Source organism: Bradyrhizobium sp. URHD0069, assembly GCF_000701345.1.
Taxonomy (GTDB): Bacteria; Pseudomonadota; Alphaproteobacteria; order Rhizobiales; family Xanthobacteraceae; genus Bradyrhizobium.
In genome coordinates this window covers 1-17,512 of record NZ_JNIJ01000069.1, presented here as the reverse complement: position 1 = coordinate 17,512, position 17,512 = coordinate 1, and the positions used below count along the sequence as shown (strand labels likewise).

Here is a 17,512-nt window from a genome sequence, read left to right as displayed (position 1 = left end):
GATGCGAACGGCAGCCCGGTCGACCTCCGGAACCCTGGACCCGAGCGCCTGAGCTCGCGCCGTCCGCGCATTTCCGGCCAACGTGCCGATGAGCGCTGACACGAAGCCTGCGCCGCCGGCGCAGAGCAATCCACGTCGCGATATTGGCGACCGTGGCTGACAATTACAGGCACCGAACAGCATGGGCCCACTCCATTATAGGAACTGAGAAAGGCCGCTTAAGCGCATACCCCTGCGACGATGCGCTGTTGAGGAACCCGACCACCGGCATCGCCCGCTGCTGCGCGCCCGGCCAAGCGGTCGCGCCGCCGAGAAGCGTGCTGAACTGGCGCCATTTCAATTGACCGAATTCATTCGGTCGCCTGCCAGCCGGGTCTGATTGGAGGTTATCAAATTAGCAGCGGTCAGTCACCGGGTATCAGCGCGTTTCGCGACCATTTGGAGGACCAATCCGACTTCCGCTTTGGGTCCATTCGCGACGCGGGTGCCAGACTCGGAACTGCCGGGTACCCAACACACCCGAGTATTGTTGCTGCTGTAACGCAACACCTCCCAGTCGTGATGATCCGGAAACGCTGTTAGCGCATTACGTACAGGTATTTGCTCCCCGCTTAGTTGCGGAAACGCTGCAACTGAGGTGACCACAATGCAGATGATGACCCAGGCTTACTATGAGGAGGTCATTTTCCGTGCTGGAATGCAGGTGGACGGTGGGAACCTGACCCGGCTTCCTCATATGGACCCTGTGAGCGGTAAGAGCGTCGGCAGTGCGGCATGGGCGGGTCGCGGCATGGGCCTCTTCGTGGTTGATTATCCGGCTGCAGAAGTTGTCGAACTGAACGCGCTCGTTCTCCGGGACGTGATCGCCTGTGCAGTCGTCCTCAACGAGGCTGCAACAAAGTTTGCTATTGCCGGTCAGCATTTCACTGCGGAAGCTTCGGACATGACAATGATCTTTGTTCCACGAGGAGAGCGTTTTCAATTTGCAACGCGAACCGGACGAGGTCTGAAGGCAAGCTTGAGGTCGCCGCACATCTCCGCCGGGCCGCGCAGGCGGGGCTCGCACCGGCGATCTATCTGCTCGGTGTCCTGACCGAACGCGGAGCGGGGATGGAGCGCGACCAGGCAGCCGCCGCGCAGCTGTACCGGCAGGCGGCCGCCAAAGGCAACCGCTCCGGCCAGGCGAGTTGGGGACGCGCGCTGATGTGGGGGCTCGGGGTCGAGCCGAACCCGGCCGAAGGCGAATCATGGCTGCGCCAAGCAGCGCTGGCCGGCGATCCGGACGCGGCGGCGCTACTGGGCGACCTTTACCTCAAGGGCGGGGCACTACCACCCAACTACGCGGAGGCGGCGATCTGGTTTCGCCGCGCCGCAGAGACCGGGCATTGCATCGCTGCGCGGGCGCTGGGCCTGCTCTACCTGACCGGGGCCGGGGTGGCGCGCGATGCGAAAGAGGCGGCGCACTGGCTTCGTATCTCCGCCGAGGCCGGCGATCCGCAAGCACGGGTGGACCTCGCCAATCTTCTCCTGAAGGGTGTCGGCGACGGGCGTCCGGAAGACCTTGCAAAGGCGCGCCGCTGGCTCGAGCAGGCAGCCGCGTCCGGAAACTTGGTCGCGGCGTTTAATTACGGCCTGTGCCTGCTCGAGGGTGCCGGTCTGGAGCGCGACGACCGGAAGGCGGCGCAGTGGCTCCGCCGCGCGGCGGACGGCGTGGTGGACGCGCAGTACTGGTACGGCCGGATGCTGGCCGAAGGGCGTGGCGTCGAGGCGGATGCCGAAGCAGGTCGCGCCTGGATCGCACGGGCCGCTGCACTCGGCATGGCCGACGCAGAAGCGGCGCTGGCCGAGATGATGGTGAACGGCCGCGGCGGGCCGCGCGACCAATCCACCGCAACAGCGCTGTTCGAGAAGGCCGCCAGCAAGGGTCATGTCGGCGCCATGTTTGCGCTGGGCGCACTGGCGCTCAATCAGGCTGAGTGGAAGCCGATCAGCCGCCCCGATCGCGTGCCAAACAATGAATTTAAAGCGCGATCGGAAGAAAGAACGGCCTCCACTTTTGCTGCGAGCGCTCGAAGCAGCGCCGTCTCCGACCCGCTGATGGACCGTGCAGTCGCGCAGCGTTGGTTACAGGCGGCGGCTGACCGCGGACACCCGGAAGCCCGAAACCTGCTGCGCAGCGCTTTTCAACCCGATCAGAGAGCTTTGAGCGGAATGCCAATGCGGATCGGCATCATACCCCCAGGCTGATCGACTGCCGTTGAATCTACATCTGTGCCTGTCTGGCTTCGAAGCCAATCTCGACCTTCATCAGTTTGGAGACAGGGCAACCGGCCTTTGCTTTTGCGGCGATTGAATGGAACGCGGCCTCGTCGATGCCGGGTATCTTCGCGGTGACGGTGAGATGGACCGAGGTGATGGAAAAGCCATCGCCGTCTTTGTCGATGACGACTTCCGATTTGCTGTCGACTTGCACCGGCACGAAGTTCGCCATGCCGAGTAGTCTGACGAACGACATGGTGAAGCAGGCGGCGTGAGCCGCCCCAAGCAGCTCCTCCGGATTGGTGCCCGGCTTTTCACCGTAGCGGCTGAAGAACGTGTAGGGATAGGTTTCCAGCGCGCGGCTCTCGGTCGAGACCGAGCCCTTGCCTTCACGCAGGCCGCCGTTCCAGGTGGCAGATCCAAAGCGTTTCATGGCTCCTTGCTCCTATCGTGCTGTGCATGCGCTGGGTTCGTCAGGCTTGCTGTCCCGCGGCTTGGAGGATCAGCCGCGTGATTTCGTCGGGATGAGAAATCAGCGAAAGATGGCTGGCCTTCACCTCGATGGTCTTTGCGCCCATCCGCTTGGCCATGAAGCGCTCGAGGTCCGGGTTGATCGTGCGGTCCTCTGTCGAAACGGCGTAATAGCTCGGCTTCGATCGCCAGGCCGCGTGCGTGGTCTTGCCGGTGAGCAGAGCCTTGTTGAACGGCTCCTGCACGGCGTAGAGCACCTTCGCCTTCGCTGCCGGCAGGTCGCCCGCGAAATCACGCAGGAAGGCCTCTTCGGAGAGACGTCCTTCATCGCCGTCGAACACTATTCCCGCGCTCGCCGGCGGCGTCGGATATGTCTTCGCCAGGGCCGTGTAGTCCTCGCCCGCATCTGGCGCGCGCGCTGCCACATAGACCAGCGCGGAAACGTTCGGATGCACGCCGGCTTCGGTGACGATCATGCCGGAAAAGGAATGCCCGACCAGGACCGTCGGACCATCCTGCCGCGCCAGCACGCGCTCTGCGGAAGCGACTGCGTCGGGCAGCGTGGTCAACGGGTTTTGCACGGAAGTGACGTTAAGTCCTGCGGCCTGCAATCGCGCGATCACCTCCGACCAGCATGATCCGTCGGCAAACAGGCCGTGCACGAGCACGACGTTGCGCGCCTTGACCGGAGCGGTGCTGGCAGCGGTGGTGGGTTTGGTGGAGATCAACGATGCCGCGGCACCGGCAACCAGGGCGGTCGAAAACGTACGTCTGTTCATCATGATGATGATCCTCTTTCGTCGTAGGGCTGGCATGTTGTTCGGATGGCGTGGATACAGCCGAACGGCGTCAGCCGTGGAGGTGGCGATTTCGGCCGCTCACCGTCGTTTGGCGGAGTTGGGGCGAGTATCGACTTCATCCACGGCCACGCCTTTCAAAATGGCATCGACCTCCTGGAAACGCACGATCGTCCCGCGTACAAAGGCTTTGTGGTTGTCCTCGATGGTGTCGCGGTCGTAGAGGTAGTTCACCATGATGCCGAAGGATTCCCGGATGCCGCGCGGCGAGTTGTTGCCGAGCCAATTGATCCGTTCGAGCCGTGCGCCATTGCCGAGGTGAAAACGCGCCACGGGGTCGATGCGTATCGAGGGCTGGCGCGTCAGATAAAGGGCGCACAGCCGCATCAACACGGGGCGCAGCACCTCCCTCTGCGCTGGATCATGGCACCAGCCGTCGCTCTCGATGTCGCGAAGCGTAATGATGTGAGGGACTACTTCATCCTGTAGTAAACTCACAGTCAGCCTCGCACGCGCCTGACGTTACACCGACCGGCGATGGCCGCTTGTTTGGTCTTTTAGCGGAAAATTAGTCGCCCGGCATTTTGGGCCTTTTGCAACAAAATCTGCCAATACCCGACATGAGCTCTAATCGGTGGTAAGGTCGTGTACCGATACTCCCGAATGCCTTTGCGCTGGGGGGCACCATGATCCGTCTTCTGCTGCTCGCGTTCGTTTCGATCCTCGTTCTCGAAGGCCTTGCTTTCGCGGAATCGGGTCCGGTGTTCTCCGACACGGGTCCCGAGGCGGAGGCATATGGCGCCTCCAAGGGATATCCGGTGCCCTCCTTTGAATACCCACCGGGTTCCCGGCAGGACTTCATGGTTGGAATGTACAGTCACTACGACAAGCTGACTCCGATGCGCACCGTTCCAAAACCGGCGGCGCCTTCGGTTTTGAAGCGCACGGCCGAGGAAATCGTACCAGTCTATCATTACGACGGGCGGCAGAAGGCGATTGGCGACTATCTCGATACGCACCCCGTGACCGGCCTACTAATCGCGCGCGGTGACACGATCCTGTTCGAGCACTATCGCTATGCCCGAACGGACAAGGATCGCTTTCTCTCACAGTCGATGGCGAAAACTCTTACGGGCTTGCTGGTTGGCATCGCTGTGTCCGAAGGCGCAATTCATTCCATCGACGATACGGCAGCAACCTATGTGTCGGAATTGGCGGATACGGAATACGGGGCCACGCCGCTGCGTGCTCTGCTTCACATGTCTTCAGGCGTCGCTTTTCGCGAACAAACCTATCAGCCAGACGACGACATTATCAAGTTGCATGCCGGGCTGCTGGGACATAACCCGGTCGGTGCGATTGCCGCGCTTCGCCAAATCAACACGCGTGACGCGCCGCCCAATACACGCTTTGCCTATGCCAGTTCGGAGACAGAGGTGCTCGGCCTCGTCGTCAGCCGTGCGGTCCACATGCCGCTTGCCGACTATCTTGCGACACGGATTTGGCAAAAGCTCGGTGCCGAGTCCGACGCCGCTTGGGCTATCGATCCAACAGGGCAAGAAGTGGCTTACTGCTGCTTCGTCGCCACGCTACGCGACTGGGCACGCCTGGGATTGCTGTTGGCAAATGACGGTGCCTGGAACGGCCAGCAGATTGTTCCGCGGCAGTGGCTTCTCGATGCGACGACGGTGCCACGGGATAGTTACCTACGCAACACGATTGCCCAGTCCTGGGGTTACGGCTATCAGGTCTGGATATTGCCGGGAGAGCGGCGAATGTTCCTTCTCTTGGGTATTCATGGACAGGGTCTCTTCGTCGACCCCGAGTCGAAGCTGATCATGGTGCAGAAGGCTGTGCGTAAGTTGCCGGTCGGGAACCCCAAATCGCCGGAAGCTATGGCCTTGTGGTATGCGGTCGTGGCGCAATACGCGCATCGTTAGCTCCGCAGGCAGCACTTCCGCTAAGGGTTGTCATAGCCGGAAGTGGCGGCCTCATTCTTCACCTCGCCGGTGCGGGGAAGGAGGCACATAGGACGATCGAGACGATGGTGCGGCGCTATTGCAACTGAAACAGCAACCGCAACCGCAATAATGCTGCGTGTTGGTGTGCCTCAGGATTATATAAACGGGCAGCTTCCGAGATCGTTCTGTCGTAAACCGGCTCTACGACGCTCTGGCAACGATCACTCAAGATCGTCGTGCGATTCTTAAACCCCAGATCGTTTCTGGAAGCCTCCCTTTCGACGGCCTGCAAATCTTCTGCGCGAGGCGTTCGCCTGAATAAAACCGAACCAGCGTTCCCGGGGGATTTGGCATGTCTGTTATCAATCAGCATACGTTGTCACGCCGCGGCTTCTGCATCTGCTGCGTGGTAGCGGCTGGCTTCGCAGCTAAGAATGCTGGCTAAGCCCCTCGCGAGCCTACGCCGAGGCACGCAACATCGTCGATCTGATTCGCGACGACGCCGCCAAGGCACCGATAAAAATCCATAAGCTGCGCCGCAACGTCAGCGTCCTCAAGGGCTCTGGCGGCAATATCGGTGTCTTGACCGGTGCCGATGGGACGGTGTTCATCGACGGAGGAATCACCGCGTCGCGACCACGAATCCTTGAAGCTGCCAACAGCCTCAGCCCTGGTCCGATCAAGCACCTGATCAACACGCACTGGCATTTCGATCATGCCGACGGCAATGCGTGGCTCAATGCGCAAGGTGCAGCCATTCTCGCCCACGAAAACACCCACAAGCATCTCTTGTCCGCGCAGAGAGTCGAAGACTGGGATTTCAACTTCCCCTCGCCGGCACTCGCAGCCGTACCGACGGAAGTGTTCTCATCAGAGAAGGCTCTGACCCTGAACGGCTCGAACCTTGCCCTCAAGCACTACGGTCCCGCTCACACGGACAGCGATATCTCGGTTACAATTCCTGACGCGGATATTCTTCATTGCGGCGACACCTTCTGGAACGGAATCTATCCATTTATCGACTACTCGACCGGCGGGAATATCGACAGGATGATCAAGGCGGCCGAGGCAAATATCGCCGCCGTGACTGACAAAACGATCGTGATTACCGGCCATGGCCACCCGGTGAGCAACAAGGCGGAACTTTCCGCCTATCGCGATATGCTCGTCGCGATCCGCGAGAATGTCGCGAAACTCAAGCAGCAGGGCCGCTCGCTCGACGACACCATCGCCGCCAAGCCGACCGCGGCGTTCGACGCGAAGTGGGGTCAATTCGTCATCGACCCGGCGCTCTTCGCCCGCCTGGTTTTCAAGGGAGTTTGACACCTTCGCAGGTGTCGGCCTGCCGACGTGAGGTGCGCGCAATGAGACGCGATGAGCATTAATTCGAAAGGAAATATGACATGTCTGCTACGGAAAAACCGCTTCACATCGATATACCGGTGCGGCTGGCGGAGGTGAAATCCGTGTATAGTATTGGAGCTTTGGAGTTCGAAGGGGATTTGCCTGCTTCGCTTTTTCACCTTCAGCTTATTGAAGGCGACATCGCAGATTGGAAGGCAAAGGGCAACGTTATCGCAGTCTTTCACACAAATGCCGGCCACGTGACCTTGCACGACAGTGCCTACAACGCCGAACGAAATATTGCGACCGGGAATCCATACAAGTATCTGGTCGCCGATCTGATGAAACGTGGTGTGAAGGTCGAGTTGTGCGGCGCCACCGCGAAGGCCCACAAGTGGGGCAACGAGGACTTGCTTCCGGGAATCGACGTCAACACGGACGCCATGGCAAGAACGACGCAGCTCGTTCAAGAGGGATTTGTGAAAATCACCGAGTGATCTACTCCAATTCCACCAAGAAGGATGATGACACATTCGGAGCTATGTTTTGATGGCCCTTGCAGGTCGAATTTTTCAAGACATGAGGGGAAACATACCGGGAGGAGCCGATGCCTGCAGCCTTTTTCGTCGTCCGCGCCATTGTCGCCGATCCAGCCAAACGCAAGGCGTTTGACGACTGGTATCACCGGGAGCATCTGCCCGACGCCGTGAAGGCGTTCGGGGTGAAGAAGGCGTGGCGGTTCTGGAGCGTGAGCGATCCTTCGCTGCATCAGGCGACGTATGAATTCGCCGACCAGGCCGCGCTCGATCGCGCCACGAGCGGCGATGCGCTGGCGTCGCTGGTCGCCGATTTCAACCGCGACTGGCCCGAGGTCACGCGCACGCGCGAGACTTTTGTGCTGGCGGAGGAGTTTGGGGCGGGGTGAGTGCGCCTCGACGCCCGGCGCAGCGTGATCTGCCGTTCGCCGGCCAAATGAGGCGGCGGGCGGCGCCGAAGCCTTTCATGGGATCGCGCCTTGCGCGGACCGTTTGGGGCCACTCCGCCTTTGCTTGGACAGCGCGATTTGTTGAGACAGATCAAGCTGTTTCCACCGGTCCAGTCCCATTTGCAAAAATATTCCGCTTCCCGTTTTACCCAAATCAACTCTAGAACCCTCGCCGTCTCGCGCCCTCAGAGGGGCGTTTCGCGATCGTCACGGACGTAGGGCGCGGGATGCGGTGGACGCGGCAGCGTTGGGCGCGCATTGGCAATCGCAGGGCGAGTTGAACCTCGTGAGCGATTTGCGGCGAGCTGACGAACGGCGCTGACGCGGACGGTTAAGCCGTGTGGTCCTGACACCCGTTGCTGGTGTTAAGTCGGCGGAGGTTTTGCGAGCCCAACCGGGCTCGGCAAAACCTTTAATCCGCCGACGACGGTGACAAGACGAATTCGTCGCCGGGGAAAGCACGATATACGCCGTTAAAACCATTGCGCGGGGAATGCCGGGTGATTTCCGGCGTGACCGTGGTGACTACCGTGTGCTTACTACCATTGCACACGGGCTGCGGGCGCACCGGGCGCCCGGCATTCCCTGTGCCCTCTGATTTCGAAGGCGCGACGTTGACAGCAAAACTCGCGTGGATGCGCGGCGAGGCCGCGAAGCTGTGTCTGGCATTGACGTCATTGCGAAAAGCGGAAGCGACGAAGCAATCCAGCTTCTGGTTCGCGGTGACGATGGATTGCTTCGCGGAGCCTGTCATCGGGCGCGCCGAAGGCGGGACCCGGTGGCTCGCAGTGACAGCTCCACAACGGTCGTTGGCTGTTTGAAAACTGAAGGCGTAGCATCGCAGTCCGAGTGCGACAGCGCTATACCTCTCAAACAAAAACCCCGCGTGAGCGGGGTCTTGCCGTGACTGCTCTTAAGCCGTGACTGCTCTTAATAGGTCACGCGGCAGCGGCCGTGGCGCCAGACGCTACCGTAGGGGCAGACGCGCGCACGGGGTACTACCACCACTGGCCGGGGAGCAACCATAAACGCGCGAGGCGTTACCACCACGGCGCGGCGGTTGGGCTGGCATCCGCCATAAGGACCACGATGCCAGCCGGGGCCGCATCCGCCGGCGGCGTTAGCGGCGCTAAAGCTCGCGAGCGTGCCCGCAACCAGCGCTGCTACGAAGAGATACTTCATGTTTTCTTCCTTGATGTTAGACCGCATCGCGGCACCCGACAGTGATTCAATCTCCGTGATTCGACACGTTAAATATCCACAACACAATATGTCGAAACATCGGGTCTGAGTCTAATGAGGCGACGTGAACGCGGCATGAATGCCGTTGATTCAGAAGCGATTTGCCGGCACGAGAGTCTCATCCGGAAACCACGTTTCCCCCGGGACAAGCACGAAGCGTTTGCCCGGAGGTGCTGTCCAAACAAGGCGATAGCGCGAGAGTCCGATTCGAGGCAGTCGAATCAGACCTTAGCGGGAGGCGAGGAAGGCGAGCATCAGCTCGTTGAATTTGGCGGGCGCTTCAAGAAATACCAGATGGCCGGTGTTCAAGATCACCTCCGCATTGGCATTTGGCATTTTGGCAGCAAGCGCTTTGGCGAGCTCGGCGTTTTGCCCCATCTTCGGCCGCAGCGCCTCCGGCGCATTCGGTTTGCCCGGTGCGTTGTGATCGTCGGCTCCCATGATGAACAGCGTCGGTTGCGTTATCAGCGGAATTTCGTGCGCCACCGGCTCGCGATAGATCATCTGCCCTGAACTGGCGAAGGCGCGCAGCCAGCGTGGATATTCCGAACTGCCTTTGATGTTGAAGCGCGCATCGATGAACGGCGTTACCTGGTCGGGCGGCAGTTTTAGCGAATAGTTGGTCTGCAGCTGCTTGCGGTAGCCCTCGGCGGTCAACTTGTCTTCGTTGTCCAGAATTTTTTCCGTGGGAGTTGGCGGCACATAAAGCCGGTAGTCCTCCAGTCCGATCGGCGCGGCGAGCAGCAGATGGTGGATGCGGTCCGGGTAGGCGCGCGCGATGCGCACGCCGAGCATGCCGCCAAGGGAATGTGCGACGATGTCGGCCTTGGCGATTTGCAGATGATCGAGCAGCGCGATGGTGTTGCGCGCCAGCGTATCGAAATGGAGCTCGGCAGATGGCTTGGAGGATTTGCCGAAGCCGATCTGGTCCGGCACCACCACGCGGTAGCCGGCGTCACTCAGTGTCTTGATGACAGGCGCCCAATAGCTCGACGGGAAATTGCGGCCGTGCAGCAGCACCACAGCGCGGCCATTCGGTTGCGCCGGCGCGACGTCCATGTAGGCCATCCGCACCTGCTCGCCGTCATAGTTGAGCGGCAGCATGCTGACGGGATAGGGATAGGCAAAGCCTTCAAGGCCGATGCCGTAGGGTTCACGGGCTACAGGTTCCGCGGCATCGGCCTTGAAGGGGAAGACGAGGAGGGCGGCGGCGGAGATCAGATGGCAGAAAATGCGTCGCATCGAGGGCTCCAGAATGAAGGTCCATTCTGTCTTGCCGCCGCTGCCGGACGAATGGAAGGCGGCTCGGCTTCACGACTTGTTGTCTCAGTTCATGGGAGCCTCGGGAAGAAGCAAGTATCGGTTCGTCTGCGCACACAACTTGGGCGTTCAAACCAGGAGATTGAAAAATCGTGGCCCGATTTAACCTGTGCTCTCGCCGAACAGCGCCGTGAACCGCTTTTCGCCATTGCGGCTGAAATTGACGACGCGGCTGCAGGGAGTGGTGTCGCGGGCCGCCCATTTCAGCTCGGTGAAGCGCGTCATCATGGCTGCACCAAGTGTGCCGGCGAGATGATGGCGCCGCTCGCTCCAGTCCAGACAAGCCTTGCACACGGGCCGGCGCGGATGGGCGAGGCTGTCGGCCGAAATCTGCAGGTTCTTCGCCAAAAAGCGCGCGCCCTCGACGGTCAATTCGATATCCTGTTTCTTCTGCCGTACCAGCCGCTGCGTTTTCATGCTGTCGAGCATCTGCACGCCGAGATCGCCGGCGAGGTGGTCGTAGCAAATCCGCGCACGACGCAGCGCCGGATCTTTCGGCCCGGTGCGCACACGCATGTGACCGGCCCGCGCCGCCAGGCCTGCGAGGCCCTCGAGCACACCGGCGACATCGGGGTCGGCGAGGCGATAGTAGCGGTGGCGGCCCTGCTTATCCGGCTCGATCAGGCCGCCGGCTTCCAGCTTCGCCAGATGCGAGCTCGCGGTCTGCGGCGTGATGCCGGCCTGATGCGCCAACTCGCTCGCGGTCAGCGCGCGGCTGGTCATCAGCGCGGTCAGCATATTGGAGCGCGCGGGATCGCCTACCAGCGAGGCGACCATGGCAATATCGGGGCCAGCTTTCATAGTTCGATCGTAACCGAAGTATCGACGTCGATCAAGCGGCTATATTGGAACCTCCGAAACCATGGAGGTTCCATTGGCCGTCACCGTTTTCATCCGCTACCAGCTCGATCCGTTCAAGCGTGCGATGTTCGAGGAGTATGCCAGGCGCTGACTCACCATCATTCCGAAATGCGGCGGCGATCTCGTCGGTTACTGGATGCCGCACGAAGGCACCAACAACATCGCGTTCGCGCTGATTTCTTTCGAAAATCTTGCAGCCTATGAAAGTTATCGCGCACGGCTTCGCACCGATAGCGAGGGCATGGCCAATTTTAGTTTCGCCGAAGAGAACAAATTCATCCTTGCGGAGGAGCGAACGTTTCTGCGACAGGTGAGATCATAGATCGTCGGGAAACGAGGAGATCGATATGATAGCGGTGATTTTCGAGGTCTGGCCAAAGCCGGAGCACAAACAGGAATACCTCGACATTGCGGCGGAGTTGAAGCCGGTGCTGGAAACCATCGACGGGTTTATCTCGGTTGAGCGATTCGAAAGCTTGACCGAAAAAGGCAAGATCCTCTCCCTGTCGTTTTTCCGCGATGAAGCCGCCGTCGAGGCATGGCGCAATGTGCCGGGGCACCGCAAGAGCCAGGGCAAGGGGCGCGCGCGGATTTTCGAAAATTACCGGCTGCGCATTGCCGGCGTCATCCGCGACTACGGCCTGAATGATCGTGCCCAGGCGCCACAAGACAGCCGCATCGTTCACGACGCGCTCTAGCGTTCGGGGCGGTGCGTGACTATCTGGCGCAGCTGAACATAGACCGGGAGGGACCATGCCGATCACGACAGCGGATAAGCGCAACACCTTTCGCAAGATGCACGAAGCCGGCTGCTTCGTGCTGCCCAATCCCTGGGATGTCGGCAGTGCCCGGGCGCTGCAGCATCTCGGCTTCAAGGCGATCGCCTCCACCAGCGCCGGCTTTGCCTGGTCCATTGGCAAGGCCGACAACCGCGTCACCCTCGAGGACGTGTTGCAGCATCTCACCGCGCTGTGCAACGCGGTCGATCTGCCCGTCAACGCCGATTTCGAGGGCGGCTTCGCCCATGAGGCGGAGAAGGTCGCAGCCAACGTCGCGCGCGCGGTCAACACCGGCGTCGCCGGGTTGTCGATCGAGGACTCGACTGGAGACGCCGCAAAGCCGCTTTACGACCGCGCGCTCGCGGTCGAACGCATCAAGGCGGCGCGCGCAGAGATCGACGCTAATAACAGCGGCGTGTTGCTGGTCGGGCGCTGCGAAGGTTTTCTGGTCGGGCAGGCCGATCTTACCCTGGTGATCGATCGGCTCACCGCCTACGCCGATGCGGGAGCGGATTGTCTCTATGCGCCCGGGATCAAAACCAAGGAGCAGATAGCAGCGGTCGTGAAGGCGGTGCATCCCAAGCCGGTCAATCTCCTGATCGGTGCACCCGGCCTCTCGGTTGCGGAAGCCGCCGATCTCGGCGTTCGCCGCATCAGTGTCGGCGGTTCGCTGGCGCTCACCGCCTGGGCCGGTTTCATGCGTGCGTCGCGCGAGATCGCGGAGAAGGGGACGTTCACCGAACTGGGCAGCGGCTATTCCGGCGGCCAACTGAACAAGATGTTCAGCTAACACGCAACGACGCGCAGCGGGTGAACGAAGCCCGCTGCGCCGGCAATTTCTTAAGTCGCTACTTACCTCCGCTACTTACTTGCCGGCGGATTGGTGGAGCGATCGAGCTCCTGGCCCGTGGGGGCCGCAGACGGCGGGGACTGCGGGCGTGCCGGAGCCGTACCGGTTGTCATTCCCTGATCGGTGTTGGCGCGCGGTGTTCCCGGAGGCGCTGACGGCGAAGGGTTCTGGGCCGTCGAAGAAGTGCCGGCCTGGTTGATCGACGTGTTGTTCAGGCCGTAGAACACCGCGCCAAGCACGATCGCGATGGCGATCGCGAATATCGCAACTTTCGCGTTACTCGCGGGACCTTCGGTCAGTTCAGGATCGGGCTGCAACTCGCTTTCGGGGCGGGCCTGGCGCCGGAAGTCGTCGTCGCCACGTTTGGAACGATAGGGATCGTCCGGATGGGGTTGGTTGGCCATGAGCCGTTCCTCCGTTGATGAGAGGACAACCGCCGGGGAACGGCGTGGGTTCCCCCCGAACCAATGTTTCTGGGCTACCGGGAGGAACCCAAGCCATGCCAGCCCGCGTGCCCTTCCGTGCATCTATTTGGCGCCCCTGGCGGCACTAGAGTGGGAAACCCTCTCCGTGAAGGCGCCACGTCGTTTCGCAACAGCGCCCTGCGGCGACACAACCCGAAAACGGAAGCCGGGGCCTTCGCCATGAAATTGCGAATAGAGAATGCGGGTCTCCCTCGCCAAGATTTGTGGTGCGCCCAGTGCAAAAACCGACATAGACTGGTTCTAACGGATTGAACGACTAAGTAAAAAAGGCCGCTGCGGCGATTGTCTTCAGGGCGCAAGAGGGTGGAATGGGAATCAACCAAGGTCCGATCAGTCTCGATCAGAAATACACCCAAGGCTCCGGCCACATCTTCCTGACCGGAATTCAGGCATTGGTTCGCCTGCCGATGGCGCAGATCCGACGCGACCGCGCCGCCGGTCTCAACACCGCAGGGTTCATTTCCGGCTATCGCGGTTCGCCCCTCGGCGGCTATGACCAGCAACTATTCGCCGCGCGTAAACACCTCGAACAATACAACGTCAAATTCCAGCCCGGCGTGAACGAAGACCTCGCGGCCACGGCGGTCTGGGGTTCGCAACAGCTCAACCTTTCGCCGGGCGCCAGGCACGATGGCGTGGTCAGCATCTGGTACGGCAAGGGTCCCGGCGTCGACCGCTGCGGTGACGTCTTTCGTCACGGCAATGCCGCGGGCTCGGCGAAAAACGGCGGCGTACTTTGTCTCGCCGGCGACGATCACGGCGCGAAATCCTCCACCGTGCCGCATCAGTCGGACCATGCCTTCATTTCCGCGTTGATTCCCTACCTCTATCCCTCCAGCATCCACGAAATGATCGAGATGGGGCTGCTGGGTATCGCGATGTCGCGCTATTCCGGCTGCTGGGTCGGCATGAAGGTGATCACCGAGACCGTGGAGACCACGGCGGAGATCGATCTCGCCGACGAGATGAAGCCCTTCATCATCCCCACCGATTTCGAGATGCCGCCCGGCGGCCTCAACCTGCGCTGGCCCGACGACCGCTACGACCAGGACCGGCGCCTGCAGGACTACAAGGGCTTCGCCGCGATCGCCTTCGCCCGCGCCAACAAGGTCAACCGTATCACCATGGATTCGCCGAACGCGCGGTTCGGCATCATGGCATCCGGCAAGAGCTATGAGGATATCCGCCAGGCGTTGCGCGAACTCGGTGTCACGCCGGAAGTCGCCGCCAAGATTGGCCTGCGGCTTTACAAGATCGGCATGCCCTGGCCGCTGGAGCCGGAAGGCGTGCGCGAATTCGCGGTCGGTCTCGAAGAGATCATGATCGTCGAAGAGCGCCGCGAGATCGTCGAGAACCAGGTTAAGCAGGAGCTGTTCAACTGGCGCGACGACGTCCGCCCGCGCATCGTCGGCAAGATGGACGAGCACGACAAGCGTTTCTTGCCGTTCGCCGAAGAACTCAGTGTGGCGTCGCTAGCAAGCTCGCTGACCGAGCGGCTGCTGCGCCTCAATCTCAATCCCGAAGTCGCGGCCATGCTGCGCGCCAAGGCCGACTGGTTCAACGGCCGGCTGGCGACGCAAATGCAGCCGGTGGCGCCGATCTCCCGCACGCCGTATTTCTGCTCGGGCTGCCCGCATAACACCTCTACAAAAGTGCCCGATGGCAGCCGCGCCTTCGCCGGCATCGGCTGCCACTTCATGGCGTTGTGGATGGACCGCAACACCGAGACGTTTACGCATATGGGCGGCGAGGGCGTGCCGTGGGTCGGCGTGGCGCCGTTTACCGACGAGAAACACGTGTTCGCCAATCTCGGCGACGGCACCTATTTCCATTCCGGCAGTCTCGCGATCCGCCAGGCCGTCGCCTCGGGCGCCAACATCACCTACAAGATCCTCTACAACGACGCGACCGCCATGACCGGCGGCCAGCATGTCGACGGCGAACTGTCGCCGCAGCAGATCACCTTCCAGCTGCATTCAGAAGGCATCCGCGAAATCTACCTGGTGTCGGAAAATCCCGACGCCTATCCGGCCTCCGAAATTGCGCCGGGCACCAAGACCGCGCATCGCGACGAACTCGATGCGGTTATGAAGACGCTGCGCGAAGTGAAGGGCGCCTCCGCCATCGTGTTTGTGCAGACCTGCGCTGCCGAAAAGCGTCGCCGTCGCAAACGAGGCACGCTGGAGGATCCGCAACGCCGCGTGGTCATCAATCCTGCTGTTTGTGAAGGCTGCGGTGATTGTTCGGTGCAGTCGAACTGCATATCGGTGGAGCCGCTGGAGACCGAACTGGGCCGCAAGCGCACCATCAATCAATCGACCTGCAACAAGGACTATTCCTGTCTCAAGGGCTTTTGCCCGTCCTTCGTCACCGTCGACGGCGGCAAATTGCGCAAGCGCGCTCCGGCCGGCCTCGGCGATATCGGCGATCTGCCCGAACCGGCCTCGCGACCTTCGCTCGATCGGCCCTATAACGTCGCCGTCGGCGGCGTCGGCGGCACCGGCGTGCTGACGATCGGTGCGCTGCTCGGTATGGCTGCGCATATCGAGGGCAAGGCGAGCATGATCCTGGATATGTCCGGCCTCGCGCAAAAGGGCGGCGCGGTGCTGAGCCACGTCCGGCTGTCCGAACATACCGCTGATGTCACCTGTTCGCGTATTGTAACCGGTACCGCCGATCTCGTGCTTGCCGCCGATGAGGTGGTTGCCGCCGCCAAAGAAACCATCACGCTCTGTGAATCGAGCCGTACCTACGGCGTCATCAACACCCATCTGATCCCGATTGCGGATTTCATCCTGAACCGCGATTTCAATTTTCAGAGTCGCAAAGTCAACGCCGTGCTGGAAGCCGCGCTGCGCAAGGATTCGTCATTCTTCGATTTCACCAAGCCTGCCGAGGTCTTGCTCGGCGATTCCATCGCTACCAACATGATGATGATGGGCTATGCCTATCAGAAGGGCCAGTTGCCGCTCACCGCCGAGGCGATCGAGCAGGCGATCGAGGTCAATGGTGTCGCGATCAAGATGAACACCGAGGCGTTTCGGCTGGGACGGCTGGCGGCAGCCGATCCGGCACGGCTGGCTGCGATGATGAAGGGCCAGGACGAGACGGTTGCGCCGAAGACGCTGGATGCGATGTCGCTTGATGAAATCATCGCCCACCGCAGTGCGTTGTTGACGGATTATCAGAACGCTGACCTCGCCGAGCGCTACCGCAATCTGGTGACGCAGGTGCGCGACGCCGCACTGAACGGCGGCTATAACGAGGCGTTGCCGCGCGCGGTTGCGATCAACTACGCCAAATTGCTGGCCTACAAGGACGAGTACGAGGTCGCGCGGCTCTATACCGACGGCAATTTTGAAAAGCAGCTTCGCGATCAGTTCGAGGGCGATTTCAAGTTCAATTTCAATCTCGCCCCGCCGATGCTCGGCGGCGGCACCGACGCCCTGGGACGGCCGCGCAAGCGCGCGTTCGGCGTGTGGATGATGCCGGTATTTCGATTGCTGGCGAAGATGCGCGGGCTGCGCGGAACGGCATTCGACATCTTTGGCTATAGCGCCGATCGCAAGCTCGAGCGCGACCTGATCGCCGGCTATGAGAAGGACGTTGCCACGGTGCTCGGCCTGCTTTCGCCGTTGACGCTCGATACCGCGATCGAACTGTTGTCGCTGCCGGACCGCATCCGCGGCTACGGGCCGGTGAAAGAGAAGTCGGTGCAGGACGTGAAGGCGCGATATGCGCAGCTGGCCGCCGATCTCGCCAACCCGCCGCCGGCGCCGAGGCAGATCGCGGCTGAGTAGGTTCACGACGTCGTCCTGCCCTTGAGCCGGGACCCATATGTGGACGGCCCCCGTGCCACAAGAGTTCTTCAGGGTCTGATCGGATCGCTTGCATCCATATGTCCGGCCTGTTGATGCGGTGTGTTTTAGACCGCTGGCCAAGATGGTTTCCGCGACGCGAGCTCCAAACAGCCTCACGACCTTTCTTCGGCCAATGGGTCCCACGGACTGTCTCGCACCTCGGATCGATCGATCCTACCATCTGCTCCCCTCTTGCAGCTCCGGCTCAACCGGTGTGGCGAACGCCGACCGGCCGATCTCTCAAGCGGCGACTGCCGATGCGTCAAGCATCCGCGCGCCATCGTAACTTTCGCCCGTC

16 protein-coding genes and 2 pseudogenes are annotated in these 17,512 nt (G+C 61.3%); 10 read left to right on the top strand and 8 right to left on the bottom strand.

Going from position 1 to position 17,512, the window contains the following annotated elements; genetic code table 11:
- Nucleotides 1-646 precede the first annotated feature (646 nt).
- Together N554_RS40465 and N554_RS0128385 are read left to right on the top strand one after the other, a co-directional pair.
- A complete protein-coding gene (locus N554_RS40465; protein ID WP_029586570.1) occupies nt 647-1,093 on the top strand; it encodes a hypothetical protein in 447 nt (148 codons plus the stop codon).
- A gap of 17 nt (nt 1,094-1,110) precedes the next feature.
- The gene (locus N554_RS0128385) at nt 1,111-2,247 is read left to right on the top strand and encodes an SEL1-like repeat protein (RefSeq protein WP_051677760.1); all 1,137 of its coding nucleotides are present in this window, start codon (nt 1,111-1,113) and stop codon (nt 2,245-2,247) included.
- Nucleotides 2,248-2,263: 16 nt separating this feature from the next.
- Here the strand turns inward: N554_RS0128385 and N554_RS0128380 are convergent, their stop codons facing one another.
- The 3 genes from N554_RS0128380 to N554_RS0128370 all read right to left on the bottom strand — a co-directional run bounded on the left by N554_RS0128380 (nt 2,264) and on the right by N554_RS0128370 (nt 3,932).
- Nucleotides 2,264-2,692, bottom strand: a complete 429-nt coding sequence (locus tag N554_RS0128380; RefSeq protein ID WP_029586568.1) for an OsmC family protein — start codon at nt 2,690-2,692, stop codon at nt 2,264-2,266.
- Nucleotides 2,693-2,732: 40 nt separating this feature from the next.
- Nucleotides 2,733-3,515 (bottom strand): alpha/beta fold hydrolase, encoded by a 783-nt coding sequence (locus tag N554_RS0128375; protein WP_029586567.1) that lies wholly within the window; start codon nt 3,513-3,515, stop codon nt 2,733-2,735.
- Nucleotides 3,516-3,608: 93 nt separating this feature from the next.
- Nucleotides 3,609-3,932, bottom strand: coding sequence for a malonyl-CoA decarboxylase domain-containing protein (locus N554_RS0128370; protein ID WP_029586566.1), 324 nt, complete (start codon nt 3,930-3,932; stop codon nt 3,609-3,611).
- A 356-nt stretch (nt 3,933-4,288) separates the two neighbouring features.
- On the opposite strand from N554_RS0128370, the gene N554_RS0128365 reads away from it, so the two are divergent.
- The 4 genes and pseudogenes from N554_RS0128365 to N554_RS0128350 all read left to right on the top strand — a co-directional run bounded on the left by N554_RS0128365 (nt 4,289) and on the right by N554_RS0128350 (nt 7,757).
- Nucleotides 4,289-5,467, top strand: a complete 1,179-nt coding sequence (locus N554_RS0128365; RefSeq protein ID WP_197033785.1) for a serine hydrolase domain-containing protein — start codon at nt 4,289-4,291, stop codon at nt 5,465-5,467.
- Nucleotides 5,468-5,840: 373 nt separating this feature from the next.
- Nucleotides 5,841-6,811, top strand: a pseudogene (locus N554_RS0128360) (MBL fold metallo-hydrolase).
- An 80-nt stretch (nt 6,812-6,891) separates the two neighbouring features.
- Complete coding sequence (locus tag N554_RS0128355; protein ID WP_029586563.1) at nt 6,892-7,329, top strand: DsrE family protein; 438 nt, start codon at nt 6,892-6,894, stop codon at nt 7,327-7,329.
- 110 nt (nt 7,330-7,439) lie between these two features.
- Entirely contained in the window at nt 7,440-7,757 is a 318-nt protein-coding gene (locus N554_RS0128350) for a hypothetical protein (RefSeq protein WP_029586562.1), read from the top strand.
- Between the two features lie 472 nt (nt 7,758-8,229).
- Here the strand turns inward: N554_RS0128350 and N554_RS0128345 are convergent, their stop codons facing one another.
- The 4 genes from N554_RS0128345 to N554_RS0128335 form a co-directional block, all read right to left on the bottom strand.
- Entirely contained in the window at nt 8,230-8,571 is a 342-nt protein-coding gene (locus tag N554_RS0128345) for a hypothetical protein (RefSeq protein WP_029586561.1), read from the bottom strand.
- A 176-nt stretch (nt 8,572-8,747) separates the two neighbouring features.
- Complete coding sequence (locus N554_RS38960; RefSeq protein ID WP_081851455.1) at nt 8,748-8,999, bottom strand: GCG_CRPN prefix-to-repeats domain-containing protein; 252 nt, start codon at nt 8,997-8,999, stop codon at nt 8,748-8,750.
- Between the two features lie 288 nt (nt 9,000-9,287).
- Complete coding sequence (locus N554_RS0128340; RefSeq protein WP_029586560.1) at nt 9,288-10,301, bottom strand: alpha/beta fold hydrolase; 1,014 nt, start codon at nt 10,299-10,301, stop codon at nt 9,288-9,290.
- Nucleotides 10,302-10,481: 180 nt separating this feature from the next.
- Nucleotides 10,482-11,180, bottom strand: a complete 699-nt coding sequence (locus tag N554_RS0128335; RefSeq protein ID WP_029586559.1) for an ArsR/SmtB family transcription factor — start codon at nt 11,178-11,180, stop codon at nt 10,482-10,484.
- A gap of 73 nt (nt 11,181-11,253) precedes the next feature.
- Between N554_RS0128335 and N554_RS36555 the strand changes: the two are divergent.
- The 3 genes and pseudogenes from N554_RS36555 to N554_RS0128320 all read left to right on the top strand — a co-directional run bounded on the left by N554_RS36555 (nt 11,254) and on the right by N554_RS0128320 (nt 12,809).
- Nucleotides 11,254-11,562, top strand: a pseudogene (locus N554_RS36555) (NIPSNAP family protein).
- Nucleotides 11,563-11,587: 25 nt separating this feature from the next.
- Nucleotides 11,588-11,938: an antibiotic biosynthesis monooxygenase family protein gene (locus N554_RS0128325; protein WP_029586558.1), complete on the top strand. Its 351-nt coding sequence runs from the start codon at nt 11,588-11,590 to the stop codon at nt 11,936-11,938.
- Nucleotides 11,939-11,993: 55 nt separating this feature from the next.
- The gene (locus N554_RS0128320) at nt 11,994-12,809 is read left to right on the top strand and encodes an isocitrate lyase/PEP mutase family protein (RefSeq protein WP_029586557.1); all 816 of its coding nucleotides are present in this window, start codon (nt 11,994-11,996) and stop codon (nt 12,807-12,809) included.
- A 71-nt stretch (nt 12,810-12,880) separates the two neighbouring features.
- On the opposite strand, the gene N554_RS0128315 is transcribed toward N554_RS0128320, so the two are convergent.
- On the bottom strand, nt 12,881-13,273 hold the full coding sequence (locus N554_RS0128315) for a hypothetical protein (protein WP_036054373.1): 393 nt from the start codon (nt 13,271-13,273) through the stop codon (nt 12,881-12,883).
- A gap of 389 nt (nt 13,274-13,662) precedes the next feature.
- Between N554_RS0128315 and N554_RS0128310 the strand changes: the two genes are divergently transcribed.
- Nucleotides 13,663-17,154, top strand: coding sequence for an indolepyruvate ferredoxin oxidoreductase family protein (locus N554_RS0128310; protein WP_029586555.1), 3,492 nt, complete (start codon nt 13,663-13,665; stop codon nt 17,152-17,154).
- Nucleotides 17,155-17,512: the final 358 nt, after the last annotated feature.

Excerpts from the sequence above, each read along its gene's own strand:
- N554_RS40465 (WP_029586570.1), top strand. The coding sequence starts at position 647 with ATGCAGATGATGACCCAGGCTTACTATGAGGAGGTCATTTTCCGTGCT.
- N554_RS0128385 (WP_051677760.1), top strand. The coding sequence starts at position 1,111 with ATGGAGCGCGACCAGGCAGCCGCCGCGCAGCTGTACCGGCAGGCGGCC.
- N554_RS0128380 (WP_029586568.1), bottom strand. The coding sequence starts at position 2,692 with ATGAAACGCTTTGGATCTGCCACCTGGAACGGCGGCCTGCGTGAAGGC.
- N554_RS0128355 (WP_029586563.1), top strand. The coding sequence starts at position 6,892 with ATGTCTGCTACGGAAAAACCGCTTCACATCGATATACCGGTGCGGCTG.
- N554_RS0128350 (WP_029586562.1), top strand. The coding sequence starts at position 7,440 with ATGCCTGCAGCCTTTTTCGTCGTCCGCGCCATTGTCGCCGATCCAGCC.
- N554_RS0128345 (WP_029586561.1), bottom strand. The coding sequence starts at position 8,571 with ATGACAGGCTCCGCGAAGCAATCCATCGTCACCGCGAACCAGAAGCTG.
- N554_RS38960 (WP_081851455.1), bottom strand. The coding sequence starts at position 8,999 with ATGAAGTATCTCTTCGTAGCAGCGCTGGTTGCGGGCACGCTCGCGAGC.
- N554_RS0128340 (WP_029586560.1), bottom strand. The coding sequence starts at position 10,301 with ATGCGACGCATTTTCTGCCATCTGATCTCCGCCGCCGCCCTCCTCGTC.
- N554_RS0128335 (WP_029586559.1), bottom strand. The coding sequence starts at position 11,180 with ATGAAAGCTGGCCCCGATATTGCCATGGTCGCCTCGCTGGTAGGCGAT.
- N554_RS0128325 (WP_029586558.1), top strand. The coding sequence starts at position 11,588 with ATGATAGCGGTGATTTTCGAGGTCTGGCCAAAGCCGGAGCACAAACAG.
- N554_RS0128320 (WP_029586557.1), top strand. The coding sequence starts at position 11,994 with ATGCCGATCACGACAGCGGATAAGCGCAACACCTTTCGCAAGATGCAC.
- N554_RS0128315 (WP_036054373.1), bottom strand. The coding sequence starts at position 13,273 with ATGGCCAACCAACCCCATCCGGACGATCCCTATCGTTCCAAACGTGGC.
- N554_RS0128310 (WP_029586555.1), top strand. The coding sequence starts at position 13,663 with ATGGGAATCAACCAAGGTCCGATCAGTCTCGATCAGAAATACACCCAA.